Genomic DNA, 16228 nt, shown 5'->3' with positions numbered 1-16228 from the left:
TGTGGCGCATACACCATATCGCGTTGCGCCCGTCAATGCCCTTTTATGAAGTTTTTTCGTCTTTTTGTTGATGACAAAACAAAGGGCCGCAAATCAGTGGGATCGCCTCAGGCGGCGATCAGCATTTTTTCTATTTCGTTCACCAGGTCACGCAGGTGGAACGGCTTGGAAAGCACCTTTGCGTCGCGCGGCGCGTCCGAATCGGGGTTGAGGGCGACAGCGGCGAAGCCCGTAATGAACATGATCTTCAGATCCGGGTCGATTTCTGTCGCGCGCCGCGCCAGTTCGATGCCGTCCATTTCCGGCATGACAATATCGGTCAGCAGAAGGGAGAAAGGCTCTTCCTGCAATCTTTCATAGGCACTCGCGCCGTTGTCGAAGTGCGTCACGTGATAACCGGCTTTTTCCAACGCCTTGACGAGGAAGCGGCGCATATCATTGTCATCTTCAGCTAGAAGGATTCTCTTCATTGTTCCGTCCGAATTCTGTGTCGTGTTCATCGCCCAAAAGCTGACCCTTAACGACTCAATATCCACCGTAGAAAACGCTTCTTTGGTAAATATGGAATGAATGCTCGCGCGAATGTTAATTGTTATGGCGCGTATTTGGCAACAAGCTGTTCAGTGTGACAGGATTGTCGCATATGCACGCCATGCAAAGGCCGGAAGATTCGGCTGCCAGCCGTTTGCACGCATGGGCCGTCTGACGTAATTTGTTATAATACTGACGTGGATCGTCGTCGAATGGCCTGGATGTTCCGGCCGAAAACGGGTGAAGAATGAGTTTGGAGCGCGATTTTAGTCTGATACCGCCCTTCGAGATATGCGCTCCGGCGGAACAGCGCATTCCGTTCGTCTTCAATTCACCGCATAGCGGACGCTATTACCCGCATTCTTTCGTCGAAGCGTCGCGTCTCGACGCCTTGAGCATACGTCATTCGGAAGACTGTTATGTCGATGAGCTTTTTGCTTCCGCCATGCGGCTCGGTGCGCCCTTGCTCAAGGCGCATTTTCCGCGTGCGTTTCTCGATGTGAATCGCGAAGCCTATGAACTGGATCCGCGCATGTTCGCCGAGCCATTGCCGCCTTTCGTCAATAGCCAGTCGGCGCGCGTTGCAGGCGGGCTTGGAACGGTGCCGCGTCTGGTCGGTGAGGGGCAGCTGATTTATCCGGGGCGCATTCCACTCGCCGAAGCATTTTACCGTATCGAAGACCTCTACAAGCCTTACCACCAGACGCTTGATACACTGCTTCAGTCCACCCGTCAGCGTTTCGGTTATGCGGTTCTGATTGACTGCCATTCGATGCCCGGCGGCGCACGGCCCGGCGAAGTCGGATCGCGTCCGGATTTCATCGTTGGTGATCGTTTCGGTCGCTCGTGCAGCGAAAGGCTGACGCAGGCTGCCATCGATCTGCTGCAGGATCTGGGCTACACTGTTGCGCACAACAAGCCCTATGCGGGCGGGTTCATCACGGAGCATTACGGGCGGCCTGCTATGGCGTGTCATGCCCTGCAGATTGAAATCAATCGCAGTCTTTATGTGAACGAGCAGAACCTGCATAAGCTTGCCGGTTTCGAAACGCTCTGTGCCGATCTGCATGGGTTTCTGAGCGACCTGACATCCCTGCCGGACGATCTCTTTATCGCGCCACCTCTGGCCGCAGAATAATCCGTTCCGACGAGCGCCTCTCGCAGATAAAAAGAACCGCGCCCGAACGATACGAGCGCGGTCAAAGACTAGGGAGGAAATGCCCCGAAAGGCATCGACAGGAAAACCTGTCTGGGATTTAAGTTACGTCCGAATGGCGGTAACGTCAAGAAAATGCGCATATTTTTTGGGCTAATTTAATTATGCTCATTATGTAGGCAAAATTAGCATGGTTTGCATAAGTATGCGCCATGTGTTGGAAACAGGAGTTCGGGGTTGCTGATCGATAAGGCATTTTTTTCCGAAGTGGCTGCAGCGGCAGCTGCTCAGACGCTTCCGCGTTTTCGTCAGCTGACGGAAATCGACAACAAATATAGCGTTGGTTTCGATCCGGTGACCGAAGCGGACAGGGCGGCGGAGCGTGCGATTCGTGCGGTTATTGGCAGCGTTTTTCCCGACCATGGTATTCTTGGGGAAGAATACGGGCCGGAGAATATTGACCGCAGCCATGTCTGGGTCATCGATCCCATTGATGGGACCCGTGCTTTCATTTCTGGCCTGCCGGTCTGGGGCACGCTTTTGGGACTGACTGTCGATGGCGATGCCACGGCGGGAATGATGTCGCAGCCCTTCACCGGCGAGTTGTTCTACAGCGATGGTAATGGTGCTTATCTCGCGCGTAATGGCGGCGAAGACGCGCCTCGCCGTCTGTCGGTGCGCAAGAATGCAACCTTGGCCGATGCCACGATGTTTACGACGACGCCTGCTCTTTTCAAGGGTGAAAGCCGCAAGGGATTTGATCGGCTGGAAAGCGCGGTGCGTCTGTCCCGCTATGGAGTTGATTGCTATGCCTTCGCAATGCTCGCAAGCGGTTTTGCCGACATTGTCGTTGAAGCGGGTCTCCAGCCCTATGACATTGTCGCTCTCATTCCGCTGATTGAGCAGGCTGGCGGTGTGGTGACGCAACGTGATGGCAGTCCGGCGGAAAAGGGCGGCGATGTTGTCGCCGCAGCTTCTCCTGAACTGCACAGGGCAGCGCTTGATCTGCTGAATAGCTGATAAGAGCATTTCCAGCAAAAGTGCGAAGCGATTTTGCGTCGGATAATGCGTAAAAACAAACATTTAGAGCGATTTCAATGCTTCTACCGCAGGCGAAATCGCTCTAAATACCGGAGGCTAGGGGCTCAATGGTCTCCGGCATGGTTTCGACCTCTGACGAGCCCGGAATGAAGGCATCGAAGGCGGCCCAGAGCTGCTCACGATAAAAGTCGGCTTCCTGAAGCATCTCATGACGTGCGCCGGTAATTGTGGTCAGTGAGACATTGCGCGTGCGGGCGACAAAACGCTCGATCACCGATGTGGAAACCACGCGGTCTGCGCCAGCGGCAACGATGAGGACCGGTACTGTGGGTCCATTATAGAAATCCGGCTGATTGATGCGCCGAGACGTTTCGAGAGCGCTCCAGAGCCACCGGGCGGTCGGACCGCCAAGCGCAAGATCCGGGTGAAGGCGTGGAATTTCCATATTACGCATGAAGCGTGCCGGGTCGCTGGTCAGCGGATTGCCTGCAAAGGGACGCGAAGCCAGTCTGCGTCCGCCGGATGCGTAAACTTGGCCGAGGCCGAGCCATCGAAAGGCGGAGGCGATGCGGCGTACATTGTCATCGCTGAGCCGTTGCCCATCAAGCCCCATGAAGGGCGCACACAGCACCATGCGACTGATGCGCGATGTCAGTCTGCCCATCGAAGAAAGCGCCACAAGCGCACCGGCGGAATGGCCGAGAATGTAGAAGGGCGGGGGACAGTCGGGCAAGGCGATCTGGTCAAGGATAAGGTCGAGATCGTCGGAATAATCTTCGAAACTGCGGACATAGCCGCGCTGGCGGTCCTTCAGCAACCGGTGCGAGCCGCCTTGTCCGCGCCAGTCGAATGTTACGACCGTGAAGCCGCGCGCGGTCAGATCGGTCATGGTTTCGAAGTATTTTTCGATAAACTCGTTGCGTCCCTGAAGCAGGACCACTGTTCCCCGTATCGGTTTCGCGTCGGCTTTCAGAATGGCATAGCGCAGGGTCTTGCCGCCCTTCGCTTCAAGCAGGCCAGCCTTGATCCCGTGCGGTATAGGATTCGCATCGGTTTCGAAAAGTAGTTCCGACATCCGATTGCGAACCTTTCTGCTTCAGATTGGGATATGTGGCTCCAGCATAATGGGGCAATTGATGATAAAAAGTAACCGGAAGTTCGAGAACGAACTTCCGGCTCAAAGAACAGCCGATGCAAGGGACGTTACACCAGCTGGTCTGTAGAGAAAATTTGAAGAAGGCGCTCAGTATCCGCCAGGGCGGCGTTCACCAACAATGCGGCCTGAATAGGCATCGACCATGACGATGACGCGGCGGCCGTTCGGCCTTGTGGCGCGCACGAAATAGGTGTCGCGGTTAAGGCGCATGTCGCCGACATCATAGCCGCGGCGTTCCAGCGAGCGTGCGATACGACGCGGTCCCATGATGTCGCGACGACCATAATCGTCGCCCCAGCCCGGGCGGCGATCCGGGCCACCATCCCAATCAGGGCGTGGACCCGGATATGGACGCGGCGGACGATAGCCGTCATCATCGTAATATTGAATCTGAACGCGCAGGCCGCTATCGGCTGCAAGGGTGGGTGTCGCAATCCCTGTCGCGACGGTGGCAAGTGCGGCAAAAGCGAGAACAGCTTTTCTCATAACCGTGATCCTTTAATGAACCCGCTTTGCAGCAGGCATGGTGGGACATTAGCCCCAAGCGGCTGAACGCTCGCCAAAGATGATGTTCATTTTGGGTTCATTGTGCGGCGAATCCCCCAAAATGTAGGCCCCTATTGATCAGGAGTTATTACGCGGCGTGACAGCCCGTGTTTCGCAAGCTTCGCGCGCACGCGGCCTTGAAATGAAAAAGAACCGTTCCCAAATGAGTTTTGCGGTCGCCTGGAAGGGGCCGCCGGCATCAAGGAATTCGCCATAAGGGAGTTTCGCCGCCGTGTATGGTCCCGAATGCGCTCAGCGCTCTTCGGAACAGATCATGCTGAAACAAGCATCATGTCGCTCTAAAGGAGGGCTAATACATGCGTCACGTAGATTTTTCCCCGCTCTATCGTTCCACGGTCGGTTTCGATCGGCTCTTCTCCATGCTTGATACGCTCGCTTCGCCGGAAGGTAACCAGTCCTATCCGCCGTATAATATCGAGCGCACGGGTGAGAACACCTATCGCATCACCATGGCGGTCGCGGGCTTTTCCGAAAGTGAACTCGAAATCGAAGCGCATCGCAACCTGCTGACGATCAAGGGTCAGAAGGCGGATGAAAATGCTTCCGATATCGGTGAAGTTCTCTATCGTGGTATCGCCTCACGTGCTTTCGAGCGCCGTTTCCAGCTTGCCGACTTCGTTGAAGTCGCCGGTGCGAGCCTCAAGAACGGTCTCCTGCACATCGATCTCAAGCGCGAGATTCCAGAACAGATGAAACCGCGCAAGATCGAAGTTGCCAAGGCTGGCTCCGACAGCGCTCAGCAGATCGAGGCGAAAACCGCGCATTAAGCTTGGTTGAGAATGAATAAGAAAAGGCGGTGCTTGAAGCGCCGCCTTTTTCATTTTGACAGATACGAAAGAGCGTCAGGCGATCAAGTCAGCGAACCGGTCGACATCTTCTTCCGTGTTGGCGAAGCTCGTCACAAAGCGGGCGAAAATTTCGCCGTCGCTGATGCGGTTCACTTCCGAATGCGGGGGGTTCCAGTCGTAGAAAATCGCTCCGGCATTGCGCAGACGATCATAGACCGACTGTTTCATGATGGCGAAGACCTCATTGGCTTCCGGTTTCCAGGCAAGGCGCATCTGGCTCGACGCATTGATATGACCGGCGAGGCGCGCGGCGAGTGCATTGGAGTGACGTGCCAGTTCCAGCCAGAGATCGTCTCGCAGGTAAGCATCGAATTGCGCTGCCACAAAGCGTGTCTTGGAAAAGAGCTGTGCCGCGCGTTTGCGGATGAACGGTAGGTCCTTGGCGCGGGCCGGGTCCATGAAGACCAATGCTTCGGCGCACCAGCAGCCGTTTTTCGTACCTCCGAAGGAAACGATGTCCACGCCCTGTTTCCAGGTCATTTCGGCTGGTGTCATGTCCAGCGAAACAAGCGCATTGGCAAAGCGTGCGCCGTCCATATGCAGTGGCAGACCGGCATCGCGGCAGATCTTGGAAATGGTGGCGATATGTTCGGGCTGGTAGAGCGTACCAACTTCGGTCGCCTGCGTGATGCTGACGGCCATGGGCTGCCCAGCATGAACGAAAGCCGGATTGAACCGCCTCAGTTCGCGCTTGAGAAGTTCGGGGTCGATGCGGCCATGCGCACCGTCAATCGGATGCAGACGTGCGCCGCCGGTGAAATATTCAGGTGCACCGCACTCGTCCTCGATCACATGCGCTTCGCGGTGCACCAGCGAAACTCCGCCGGGCCGGTTGACGCTGGCCAGCGCCAGCGAGTTGGCGGCTGTTCCTGTTCCGACAAAGTACACGGCAACTTCGCGCTCGAACAATTCGTTGAAGCGCTGCTCGACGCGCTTGTCGAGTTCGCTTGCGCCATAGGCTGCCGCAAAACCTGCAGCATGCAACGAAAGGCTCTCGGCGATTTTCGGGTGGGCGCCTGCCCAATTGTCTGACGCAAAATGCACGTGTTCCTCCAGATGGGTTGAATGGGCTGTCGCACAGTCGATGTTTCTATAACCTGTCTGACAGAAGCGGTTAAGGTCCGACTTGCGCGAAAAATGTCATCAACATGCCTATTTTTTAGGCATTCGAGGGGCGGGCAAAAGCGCGCCAAACTGACGCAATGGCCATTAAACGCAATTAAAATCCAGTAAAATCACGGCTTTTGATATTTTATTACGGAAGCTGCTGAGAAAAATTGCGTTTCCATCTTGTGAGGCAATTTGAATTCTGTCATACGTAATTAGGACAGCAATGCTGTCCAATTAAACGCTGATGCAGACGGAAGCGACACAACGCTCTCCGAAAAGTTTCAGAAAGAGGCGCCGTACTGGCAGGCACATAGCCTGGCGGTAACAGGCGCCCCGACCGCGACAGGAGGAATTCTAGTGCGCCATTTTCTGGTGGGCTGAGTGTCGTCTGTCCAAGCCTGATGAGAATAAGGCGCTAAACATCGTTCCTCGCACCGGCTTTGCCGCTCGCCCGGGACCTCGTCCAACGCCTTGTCGATAAGGCTTCCTTTATACGTAAAGCAACGGCGGGATGGTTGTCACACCATCTCGGTATATACTGATCGCGCACCTCATGATGAGGGCCAAACGGAGGGAATGACGATGACGCATTTGACGCCATCTGTATCGAATGTGGTTTCTCACAACGTACAGAACGGAACGGTCAAAGCTGCGACGACCGCTCCCAACCGAACGACGCGAAAAACGACAGCGGCGGGTTTGCCCGCAGCGCAAGGACTTTACGATCCGCGCAACGAACATGATGCGTGCGGCGTTGGCTTTATTGCGCATATGAAGGGCAAGAAGTCGCATCAGGTCGTTGAAAACGGCCTCAAGATGCTGGAAAACCTCACCCATCGTGGTGCGGTTGGTGCCGACCCGCTGATGGGCGATGGCGCCGGCATTCTCGTGCAGATTCCGGATCGCTTCTTCCGCGAGGAAATGGCGCGCCAGGGCATCGATCTGCCGCAGCCTGGTCATTACGGCGTCGGCTATCTGTTCATGCCGCGCGATCCAGAATTGCGTGCCCATATTGAAGAGATCGTCAAGGAAGTCATCGCTGCCGAAGGCCAGACCTTTATCGGCCTGCGCGAAGTGCCTGTCGACAATTCGTCCCTGTCCAAGGCGCCGGATATTGCCACAACCGAACCGTTTCACGTTCAGGTTTTCATCGGACGCAATCCGATGCTGGAGACGGACGACGATTTCGAGCGCCGTCTGTTCGTTCTGCGCAAGGTCATTTCCAACCGCATCTATCAGGAAAATGACGGCGACGATAAGGGCTTCTATGTCGTGTCCATGTCGGCGCGTACGGTCGTCTACAAGGGCATGTTCCTCGCTTATCAGGTTGGTGCCTATTATCAGGATCTGAAAGACCCGCGTTTCGAAAGCGCGGTGGCGCTGGTGCATCAGCGCTTCTCCACCAACACTTTCCCGTCCTGGCGTCTGGCGCACCCATACCGCATGGTTGCGCATAACGGTGAAATCAACACGCTTCGCGGTAACGTCAACTGGATGGCTGCGCGTCAGGCTTCGGTGGACTCGGAACTGTTCGGCAACGATATTTCCAAGCTCTGGCCGATTTCCTACGAAGGCCAGTCGGACACGGCTTGCTTCGACAATGCGCTCGAATTCCTGCATCAGGGCGGCTACAGCCTTGCCCATGCGATGATGATGCTGATCCCGGAAGCATGGTCAGGCAACAAGTTGATGTCGGATGAACGCCGCGCGTTCTATGAATATCATGCAGCACTGATGGAACCATGGGACGGTCCGGCAGCGGTGGCTTTCACGGACGGTCGCCAGATTGGCGCGACGCTCGACCGCAACGGCCTGCGTCCGGCGCGCTATATCGTGACGGACGATGATTTCGTCATTCTGGCTTCGGAAGCCGGTGTTCTGCCGGTCGAGGAAAAGAAAGTCGTCAAGAAGTGGCGTCTCCAGCCGGGCCGCATGCTGCTGATCGATATGGAAGAGGGTCGCATTGTTTCGGACGAGGAAATCAAGTCCCAGATTGCGCAAAAGCACCCTTACAAGCAGTGGCTCGCCAACACGCAGCTCATTCTGGAAGACCTCAATCCGGTCGAACCACGTGCGCTGCGCAAGGATGTGAGCCTTCTCGACCGCCAGCAGAGCTTCGGCTACACGCAGGAAGACACCAAGCTGTTGATGTCGCCCATGGCCACGACCGGTCAGGAAGCCATTGGTTCGATGGGTACGGATACGCCGATTTCGGCCATGTCCGACAAGTCGAAGATGCTGTTCACCTATTTCAAGCAGAACTTCGCGCAGGTCACCAACCCGCCGATCGATCCGATCCGCGAAGAACTGGTGATGAGCCTTGTCTCGTTCATCGGCCCGCGTCCGAATATTTTCGACCTTGTCGGCACGTCACGCCGCAAGCGTCTGGAAGTGCGCCAGCCGATCCTGACCAATGGCGATCTGGAAAAGATTCGTTCCATCGGCCACACGGAAGACCGCTTCGACACCAAGACGCTCGACATCACCTACAATACGGGTGAGGGGGCAGCCGGTATGCACGGCGCAATCGAGCGCCTTTGTGACCGTGCCGAAGCGGCTGTTCACGGCGGCTACAACATTGTCATCCTGTCGGATCGTCAGGTTGGTCCGGATCGCATTCCGATCCCGGCTCTTCTGGCGACGGCAGCCGTGCACCATCACCTGATCCGCAAGGGCCTGCGCACTTCGGTCGGTCTGGTGGTGGAATCGGGCGAGCCGCGCGAAATACATCATTTCTGCTGCCTCGCTGGCTACGGTGCCGAGGCGATCAATCCTTACCTCGCCTTCGACACGCTGCTCGACATGCATCGCCGTCGCGAGTTCCCGCCGGAAGTGGACGAGAATGAAGTCGTCAAGCGCTACATCAAGTCCATCGGCAAGGGCATCCTCAAGGTCATGTCCAAGATGGGCATCTCGACCTATCAGTCCTATTGCGGCGCGCAGATTTTTGATGCAGTTGGCCTGCAGACGGGCTTTGTCGACAAGTTCTTCTTCGGCACGGCAACGAGTATTGAAGGCGTTGGTCTCGATGAAATCGCGGAAGAAACCGTACGTCGCCACACCGACGCTTTCGGCAGTGATCCGGTTCTCCTGACCTCGCTGGAAGTTGGCGGTGAATATGCCTACCGTATGCGCGGCGAGGCTCACCTGTGGTCGCCGGATGCAGTTGCCAGGCTGCAGCATGCGGTGCGCACCTCCAATCCGGAGACCTTCACCGAATATACGCGCATGCTCGACTCCAAGTCGGCGCAGGCGAAGACTATTCGCGGCCTGTTCAATATTCGTTTCGCTGAAGAGCGCGGTCTGAAGCCGGTTTCCATTGATGAGGTCGAACCGGCGACGGAAATCGTCAAGCGCTTCTCGACGGGTGCGATGTCCTTCGGCTCGATCTCCAGAGAAGCCCACACAACGCTGGCGCGCGCCATGAACGCGATTGGCGGCAAATCGAACACCGGCGAGGGTGGTGAGGAGCCAGATCGCTTCTATCCGCTGCCGGATGGTAAGCCGAACCCTGAACGTTCTGCCATCAAACAGGTGGCATCGGGCCGTTTCGGTGTGACGACGGAATATCTCGTCAACTCCGATCTGATCCAGATCAAGGTCGCGCAGGGTGCAAAGCCCGGCGAAGGCGGACAGTTGCCGGGTCACAAGGTCGATGCGACTATCGCCAAGACCCGTCACTCGACGCCGGGGGTAGGCCTCATTTCGCCGCCGCCGCACCATGACATCTATTCGATCGAGGATCTGGCGCAGCTGATCTACGACCTGAAGAACGTCAATCCGGCTGCCGATATCTCGGTCAAGCTGGTGTCGGAAGTGGGTGTGGGCACGGTTGCTGCTGGTGTTGCCAAGGCGCGTGCCGACCATATCACCGTGTCGGGGTATGATGGCGGTACGGGCGCCTCGCCGCTTACCTCGCTGAAACATGCCGGAAGTCCCTGGGAAATTGGCCTCGCCGAAACCCACCAGACGCTGGTGCTGAACGGGCTTCGCTCCCGCGTGGCATTGCAGGTCGATGGCGGCTTGCGCACCGGTCGCGACGTCATTATTGGCGCGCTGCTCGGTGCGGATGAGTTCGGTTTCTCGACCGCTCCGCTGATTGCTGCCGGTTGCATCATGATGCGCAAGTGTCATCTGAACACCTGCCCGGTGGGCGTGGCAACGCAGGACCCGGTTCTGCGCAAGCGCTTCAAGGGCACGCCGGAACACGTCATCAACTTCTTCTTCTATCTGGCGGAAGAAGTGCGTGCCTTGCTGGCAGAGATGGGCTTCACCAAGCTGGAACAGATTATCGGCGAGACCGAGTTTCTGGAAAAGCAGGCCATGATCGACCATTGGAAAGCCAAGGGTCTCGATTTCAGCCGCATCTTCTACAAGCCTGAAGCCGAGAAGCACGAGATCTACTGGACCGAGCGTCAGCATCACCCGATTGAGGATGTCCTTGATCGCAAGCTGATTGCCGAGGCTATGCCCGCACTTGAAGACCGCCAGCCGGTCAAGATCGACATCGATATCAAGAATGTCGACCGTTCTGCCGGTGCGATGCTTTCCGGTGAGGTTGCCAAGCGTTTCCGTCACAAGGGCCTGCCGGAAGACACCATCGCCGTTACCTTGCGCGGTACGGCTGGCCAGTCTTTCGGTGCGTTCCTGGCGCGCGGCGTCTCGTTCGAACTGATCGGCGATGGTAATGACTATGTCGGCAAGGGACTTTCGGGTGGTCGTATCGTCATCCGCCCGCCGGAAGACACGCGCATCGTTGCCGAAGACTCCATCATCGTCGGCAATACCGTGCTCTACGGTGCGCTTGAAGGTGAGTGCTACTTCCGCGGTGTTGCAGGCGAGCGTTTCGCCGTCCGCAACTCCGGCGCGGTCACGGTTGTCGAAGGCGTGGGCGACCACGGTTGCGAATATATGACCGGCGGTGTCGTCGTGGTTATCGGTCAGACGGGTCGCAACTTTGCGGCGGGCATGTCGGGCGGCGTCGCCTACGTGCTTGACGAGGAAGGCGATTTCGCCCAGCGCTGCAACATGGCGATGGTCGAACTGGAACCGGTTCCGGAAGAGGACGACATCCTCGAAAAGCTGCATCACCATGGCGGCGACCTCATGCACAAGGGCCGTGTGGACGTTTCGGCCAACATGACCCATCATGACGAGGAACGTCTGGTGCAGCTGATCGCCAATCATCTGCATTACACCGGCTCGACGCGGGCGAAAGATATTCTCGACAATTGGGAGAGCTATCGTCCCAAATTCGTGAAAGTCATGCCGGTCGAATACCGCCGTGCTCTGGAAGATATGGAGCGTATGCGGATCGGTGTTGCTGCTGAATAGGACATGATCCTGAAAAGTGGAGCCCGGCCTTCAGGTCGGGCACCCTTCGCCATGTGAGAGATAACAACGTCCTTGTATGCCAGCGCATTGGAAGATGATGCGGCGGACAGGGCAACTTCCGGCAAAGCCGACCATGCGCTGGTCGCAGGCCGAGGGGAGTAAGAGAATGGGTAAGGTAACTGGCTTTCTTGAAATCGACCGGCAGGTAGCGAAGTACCAGCCAGCGTCGGATCGTATCCGCCACTTCCGCGAGTTCACCATTCCGATGACGGATGGCGAAGTGCAGAAGCAGGCGGCGCGCTGCATGGATTGCGGCATTCCGTTCTGCCATGGCCCGACGGGCTGCCCGGTACACAACCAGATCCCGGACTGGAACGATCTCGTCTATAACAACAATTGGGATCAGGCGATCCGTAACCTGCATCTGACCAACAACTTCCCGGAGTTTACCGGTCGCGTCTGCCCGGCGCCTTGCGAGGAAGCCTGCACGCTGAACCTCGAGGATACGCCGGTTGCGATCAAGACGGTCGAGCAGGCATTGGGCGACAAGGCCTATGAGCTCGGCCATATCGTGCCACAACCAGCCGCCAACAAGACGGGCAAGTCGGTCGCCATCATCGGTTCTGGACCGGCTGGCCTTGCCGCTGCTCAGCAGCTGGCCCGTGCTGGTCACATGGTTGATGTTTATGAGCGCGAAAGCCGCCCCGGCGGTCTGTTGCGTTACGGTATTCCAGATTTCAAGATGGAAAAGCACCTCATCGACCGCCGCGTCGCGCAGATGGAAGGCGAGGGCGTTCGCTTCCTGTGCGGTGTGAACATCGGCGTCGACAAGCCGCTGCGCGGTCTCCTCGATACCTATGATGCGGTGCTTTACAGCGGTGGCTCGGAAACGCCGCGCCCGGCGGGTATTCCGGGTGCAGATTTTGAAGGCGTGCATGATGCCATGCCTTATCTGGTTCAGCAGAACCGTCGCGTCGGGCGCGAAAATATCGAATCCGTTGCCTGGACTTCGGCTCCGATCCTGGCAGGCGGCAAGCATGTCGTTGTGGTCGGCGGTGGCGATACCGCCTCGGACTGCGTGGGCACGGCGTTCCGTCAGGGTGCGGTCAATGTCACGCAGCTTGATATTCGTCCGCAGCCGCCGGAAAAGGAAGACAAGCTCAGCGTCTGGCCTTATTGGGCGACCAAGATGCGTACCTCTTCCAGCCAAGCGGAAGGTGCTTCCCGCGAGTTTCAGGTGGCAACGCTGGAGTTCATCGGCGAAGACGGCCGCCTCACCCATGTGAAGTGCTGTCAGGTTGATGAAAAGCGCAAGCCGATTGCCGGAACGGAATTCTTCATCAAGGCCGATCTGGCCTTCATCGCAATCGGTTTTGCCGGACCGGCAGAAGACAGTGTGGTCAAGGAACTGGGCGAAAAGCTCGACATCGTGACCGACCGTCGCGGCTCCAAATCGGTCAAGGCCAATGAGCGTGACTACCGCACCAATGTCGACAAGCTCTATGCAGCCGGTGATGCGCGCCGTGGACAGTCACTGGTCGTCTGGGCGATCCGCGAAGGCCGTCAGGCTGCACACGCCATCGATGCTGATCTGATGGGGAGTTCGGTTCTACCGCGCTAAGAGAGACCCAAAGAAATGAAAAGCCCGCCAGATTGGCGGGCTTTTTGTTTTTAGCCTTGGCTGCGTCGCGACTTCATCACCAGATAGGCGATGGCGAGAAGCACGAACCAAAGCGGGGTGACTTTCAGTGCGGCTGCGGTGTCCGGCTCTTGCGCCAGCGCCCAGAGAATGAAGGCGAAGAAGGCGAAGACCATCACGACGGCTGCGCGTCCGCCGGGCATTTTGAAAGTGGACTTTTCATGCAGGTCGGGGCGCTTGCGACGGTATTGCAGATATGACGCCAGAATGACCGACCAGATGAAGATGAAGAGCAGCGCCGAAATCGTCGTGACGATGGTGAAGGCTTCGATAATGCTCTGGCCAGCATAAAGCAGAACCACGCCCGCAAGCAGGAAAACGCATGAGAAGAACAGCGAATTGACCGGTACTTTCCGCTTGTTCAGCTTGCCGAGCGCCTTCGGTGCGAGTTTGGAAGTGGCAAGGCCGTAGATCATGCGCGAGGTCGAGTAGATGCCGGAATTTGCGCTCGACGTTGCCGAAGTCAGCACGACGAAATTCACGACATGGGCTGCGATGCCGAGACCGGCGAGCGAGAACATGGCGACGAACGGGCTTGAATTCGGATCGACCTGATCCCACGGAATGACGGTGATGATGACGAACAGCGCACCGAGATAGAACAGTACCACGCGGATCGGGATGGAATTGATTGCCTTGGGCAGATTGCGCTCCGGGTCCTTGGTTTCAGCGGCGGCGGTGCCGACCAGTTCGATACCGACGAAGGCGAAAACCGCGATCTGGAAACCGGCAACGAAGCCGAGGAAGCCATTGGGGAAGAACCCGCCATGGTTCCAAAGATGGGCGACCGATGCCTGACTTCCATTCGGAAGCGTAAAGCCGGTCGAGAGCATATACACGCCTGCGATGATCAGCCCGACAATGGCGACGATCTTGATGAGGGCAAACCAGAATTCGATTTCACCGAAATTGCGCACGGTCGGCAGATTGAGCGCCAGAAGCGTGAAGATCAGTCCGAGCGCCGGTATCCAGAGCGCCAGTTCCGGGAACCAGAACGAGACGTAGCCCGAAACGGCAACCACGTCGGCCACACCGGTCACAATCCAGCAAAGCCAATAGGTCCAGCCGGTGAAGAACTGTGCCCACGGCCCGAGGTAATCGCCTGCGAAATCCGCAAAGGAGCGATATTCGAGATTGGACAGCAGGATTTCGCCCAATGCGCGCATGACGAAGAACAACATGAAGCCGATCACGGCATAAACCAGCAGGATCGAAGGGCCTGCCAGCGAAATGGTCTTGCCCGAACCCATGAAAAGGCCGGTGCCGATAGCGCCGCCAATGGCGATCAGCTGCAGGTGTCGGTTGGACAGATTGCGTGCAAGATGGGGTTCCTCCTCCCGATGTGGATCGACAGAAGGCTTTGATGCGATATTCATTCAAACGCCTCTTGTTTCTGGCGGACGCTGGAAACTACTCCCGCTCGCGCGAGGAAAAGCGCCCTTCCTGTCCAGCCCTTTCAGGCTGACGGCGCCTTCTGATAGACGATGCGAACGCTCCTGTGAACAGCGCAGAATGTAGCAATTAGAATCATATCGGATAGAGAAAGGCGCGGGCTATCAATCAGCTGATAGCTCAATCCTATTGAGGAACGGCAATAATTTAGGGATTTGAGCTCTTCTGTGGCCAGGAAAAGTCGTCCGCTCGTCCGGGTGAAGGTTTGCTCTCAGTCCGGGCTGGCCGTGTGGCTTGCGGACGCGCTGCGATGTTGCCACCAAGTAGAACACCGCTATCGTCCTTATCAACGTCCCGAATGCTGACCGGTGCCACGCGATCAACCGGCTTGGACGGGTCATGCGTGCCTGCTGCGGGCAGGGGCTGATCTTCTTCCTTTGCGCCGCCGAGATAGGCGCGAAGCGGCTTTTCCGCATAGAAGGCGAGCTTGCGCTTGCCTGCCGAAGTTATGTTGATGCCGTCATTGCCGCGCAGGCGCGCGGTCTGACCGTTAATGTCGAAGCCGGTCTGGGTGAAATTACCATCCTCATCGACAAAACCATCCCAGACATCGGCAAATTTTCCGCCCGCCTTTTCAGTGGCAGTGCGATAGATTTCATTGAGCGCCAGCATATCTTGCGACATGCCTTTCGGGCGAAAGGGTGGCTGCCCTATCCACACCAGAGGAAAATGCTTGTCGTTGATCACCTTGATGAAGGCGGCGACGCGCTTTTGATATTCTTCATTCCATTCCGGAGATCGGGCTGGCAGACTTACGCCTTTCTCGGTGATTGCCTGTCTGTCGTTAGAACCGATCATCACGACGACAGCAGCCGGTTTCTCCTCGTCCAGTATCTTTCCGATGTTGTCGGGCCAGTCGAAATGATCGTTGCGCACAAAGCCGGAGGAGCCATTTATCCGGGTTACAACCTGAAGATCGGGGTCCAACGCGAAAGCAACATCAAGGCCTTCGGCCAGACCGTTGCCGATGAAATCACCGACAACAAGAACCTTTTTGGCATCTGGCTTTTTCTCGACGAACTCGACTGCCGGGGTCGCAGCCGGTGGCGGCGTCGGTCGTGAAGCGGGAGAGGTGGTCTTGGGCCGCTTCGCCTTTGGCCGGGCGCGTTGTGGAGTGGGCTGCTGATATTGGCGCTGTGGCTGTGCCTGCCGCGAGCCGAACAAGAGATCGAAAAGCGTGCGCGGACGTTCCTGTGCAGAAGCCGTGATGATGCCTGAGAACAGCAGAGCTGCGACTGCCAGCAGGACACCAGCAGCGTTCACCATTCGTCTCCCAATCCGATTTTGGCGCATCAGTCTTGCCTTCATGGCCTTTATATTAGCTTGGCTGCTTG

Annotated in this window: 11 protein-coding genes; 5 read left to right on the top strand and 6 right to left on the bottom strand. The window is 57.1% G+C overall.

Annotated elements, in window-relative coordinates; genetic code table 11:
• Positions 1 to 107: 107 nt before the first annotated feature.
• Positions 108 to 470 (bottom strand): cell cycle two-component system response regulator CpdR, encoded by a 363-nt coding sequence (cpdR, locus tag OANT_RS22090; protein WP_002966536.1) that lies wholly within the window; start codon positions 468 to 470, stop codon positions 108 to 110.
• A gap of 308 nt (positions 471 to 778) precedes the next feature.
• Here cpdR and OANT_RS22085 point away from each other — a divergent pair, with 308 nt between their 5' ends.
• Both OANT_RS22085 and hisN read left to right on the top strand, forming a co-directional pair.
• A complete protein-coding gene (locus OANT_RS22085) occupies positions 779 to 1669 on the top strand; it encodes an N-formylglutamate amidohydrolase (RefSeq protein ID WP_012093571.1) in 891 nt (296 codons plus the stop codon).
• 255 nt (positions 1670 to 1924) lie between these two features.
• Entirely contained in the window at positions 1925 to 2707 is a 783-nt protein-coding gene (gene hisN, locus OANT_RS22080) for a histidinol-phosphatase (RefSeq protein WP_012093570.1), read from the top strand.
• Between the two features lie 103 nt (positions 2708 to 2810).
• Here the strand turns inward: hisN and OANT_RS22075 are convergent, their stop codons facing one another.
• Positions 2811 to 3803, bottom strand: a complete 993-nt coding sequence (locus OANT_RS22075; RefSeq protein WP_012093569.1) for an alpha/beta fold hydrolase — start codon at positions 3801 to 3803, stop codon at positions 2811 to 2813.
• Between the two features lie 168 nt (positions 3804 to 3971).
• Positions 3972 to 4370 carry a hypothetical protein gene (locus tag OANT_RS22070; RefSeq protein ID WP_010660659.1) on the bottom strand — a complete coding sequence of 133 codons (399 nt, stop codon included), beginning with the start codon at positions 4368 to 4370 and terminating at the stop codon, positions 3972 to 3974.
• A 377-nt stretch (positions 4371 to 4747) separates the two neighbouring features.
• Between OANT_RS22070 and OANT_RS22065 the strand changes: the two genes are divergently transcribed.
• Positions 4748 to 5218, top strand: a complete 471-nt coding sequence (locus OANT_RS22065; protein WP_010660660.1) for an Hsp20 family protein — start codon at positions 4748 to 4750, stop codon at positions 5216 to 5218.
• A 75-nt stretch (positions 5219 to 5293) separates the two neighbouring features.
• Here the strand turns inward: OANT_RS22065 and OANT_RS22060 are convergent, their stop codons facing one another.
• Entirely contained in the window at positions 5294 to 6343 is a 1050-nt protein-coding gene (locus OANT_RS22060) for a threonine aldolase family protein (protein ID WP_012093568.1), read from the bottom strand.
• Between the two features lie 648 nt (positions 6344 to 6991).
• Between OANT_RS22060 and gltB the strand changes: the two genes are divergently transcribed.
• Together gltB and OANT_RS22050 are read left to right on the top strand one after the other, a co-directional pair.
• Positions 6992 to 11743, top strand: a complete 4752-nt coding sequence (gltB, locus tag OANT_RS22055; protein WP_012093567.1) for a glutamate synthase large subunit — start codon at positions 6992 to 6994, stop codon at positions 11741 to 11743.
• Between the two features lie 166 nt (positions 11744 to 11909).
• Positions 11910 to 13364, top strand: coding sequence for a glutamate synthase subunit beta (locus tag OANT_RS22050; protein WP_012093566.1), 1455 nt, complete (start codon positions 11910 to 11912; stop codon positions 13362 to 13364).
• A gap of 50 nt (positions 13365 to 13414) precedes the next feature.
• On the opposite strand, the gene cycA is transcribed toward OANT_RS22050, so the two are convergent.
• Both cycA and OANT_RS22040 read right to left on the bottom strand, forming a co-directional pair.
• Positions 13415 to 14818, bottom strand: a complete 1404-nt coding sequence (cycA, locus tag OANT_RS22045) for a D-serine/D-alanine/glycine transporter (RefSeq protein WP_012093565.1) — start codon at positions 14816 to 14818, stop codon at positions 13415 to 13417.
• A gap of 223 nt (positions 14819 to 15041) precedes the next feature.
• Positions 15042 to 16160 (bottom strand): SGNH/GDSL hydrolase family protein, encoded by a 1119-nt coding sequence (locus tag OANT_RS22040; protein ID WP_012093564.1) that lies wholly within the window; start codon positions 16158 to 16160, stop codon positions 15042 to 15044.
• Between the last annotated feature and the right edge of the window lie 68 nt (positions 16161 to 16228).

This window comes from Brucella anthropi ATCC 49188 (genome assembly GCF_000017405.1).
Taxonomy (GTDB): domain Bacteria; phylum Pseudomonadota; class Alphaproteobacteria; order Rhizobiales; family Rhizobiaceae; genus Brucella; species Brucella anthropi.
Note: the sequence above shows the minus strand (reverse complement) of the source record. Positions and strands in the feature narration are given on the sequence as shown.

Excerpts from the sequence above, each read along its gene's own strand:
- OANT_RS22085 (WP_012093571.1), top strand. The coding sequence starts at position 779 with ATGAGTTTGGAGCGCGATTTTAGTCTGATACCGCCCTTCGAGATATGC.
- OANT_RS22040 (WP_012093564.1), bottom strand. The coding sequence starts at position 16,160 with ATGGTGAACGCTGCTGGTGTCCTGCTGGCAGTCGCAGCTCTGCTGTTC.
- OANT_RS22070 (WP_010660659.1), bottom strand. The coding sequence starts at position 4,370 with ATGAGAAAAGCTGTTCTCGCTTTTGCCGCACTTGCCACCGTCGCGACA.
- cpdR (WP_002966536.1), bottom strand. The coding sequence starts at position 470 with ATGAAGAGAATCCTTCTAGCTGAAGATGACAATGATATGCGCCGCTTC.
- OANT_RS22075 (WP_012093569.1), bottom strand. The coding sequence starts at position 3,803 with ATGTCGGAACTACTTTTCGAAACCGATGCGAATCCTATACCGCACGGG.
- cycA (WP_012093565.1), bottom strand. The coding sequence starts at position 14,818 with ATGAATATCGCATCAAAGCCTTCTGTCGATCCACATCGGGAGGAGGAA.
- OANT_RS22050 (WP_012093566.1), top strand. The coding sequence starts at position 11,910 with ATGGGTAAGGTAACTGGCTTTCTTGAAATCGACCGGCAGGTAGCGAAG.
- OANT_RS22065 (WP_010660660.1), top strand. The coding sequence starts at position 4,748 with ATGCGTCACGTAGATTTTTCCCCGCTCTATCGTTCCACGGTCGGTTTC.
- gltB (WP_012093567.1), top strand. The coding sequence starts at position 6,992 with ATGACGCATTTGACGCCATCTGTATCGAATGTGGTTTCTCACAACGTA.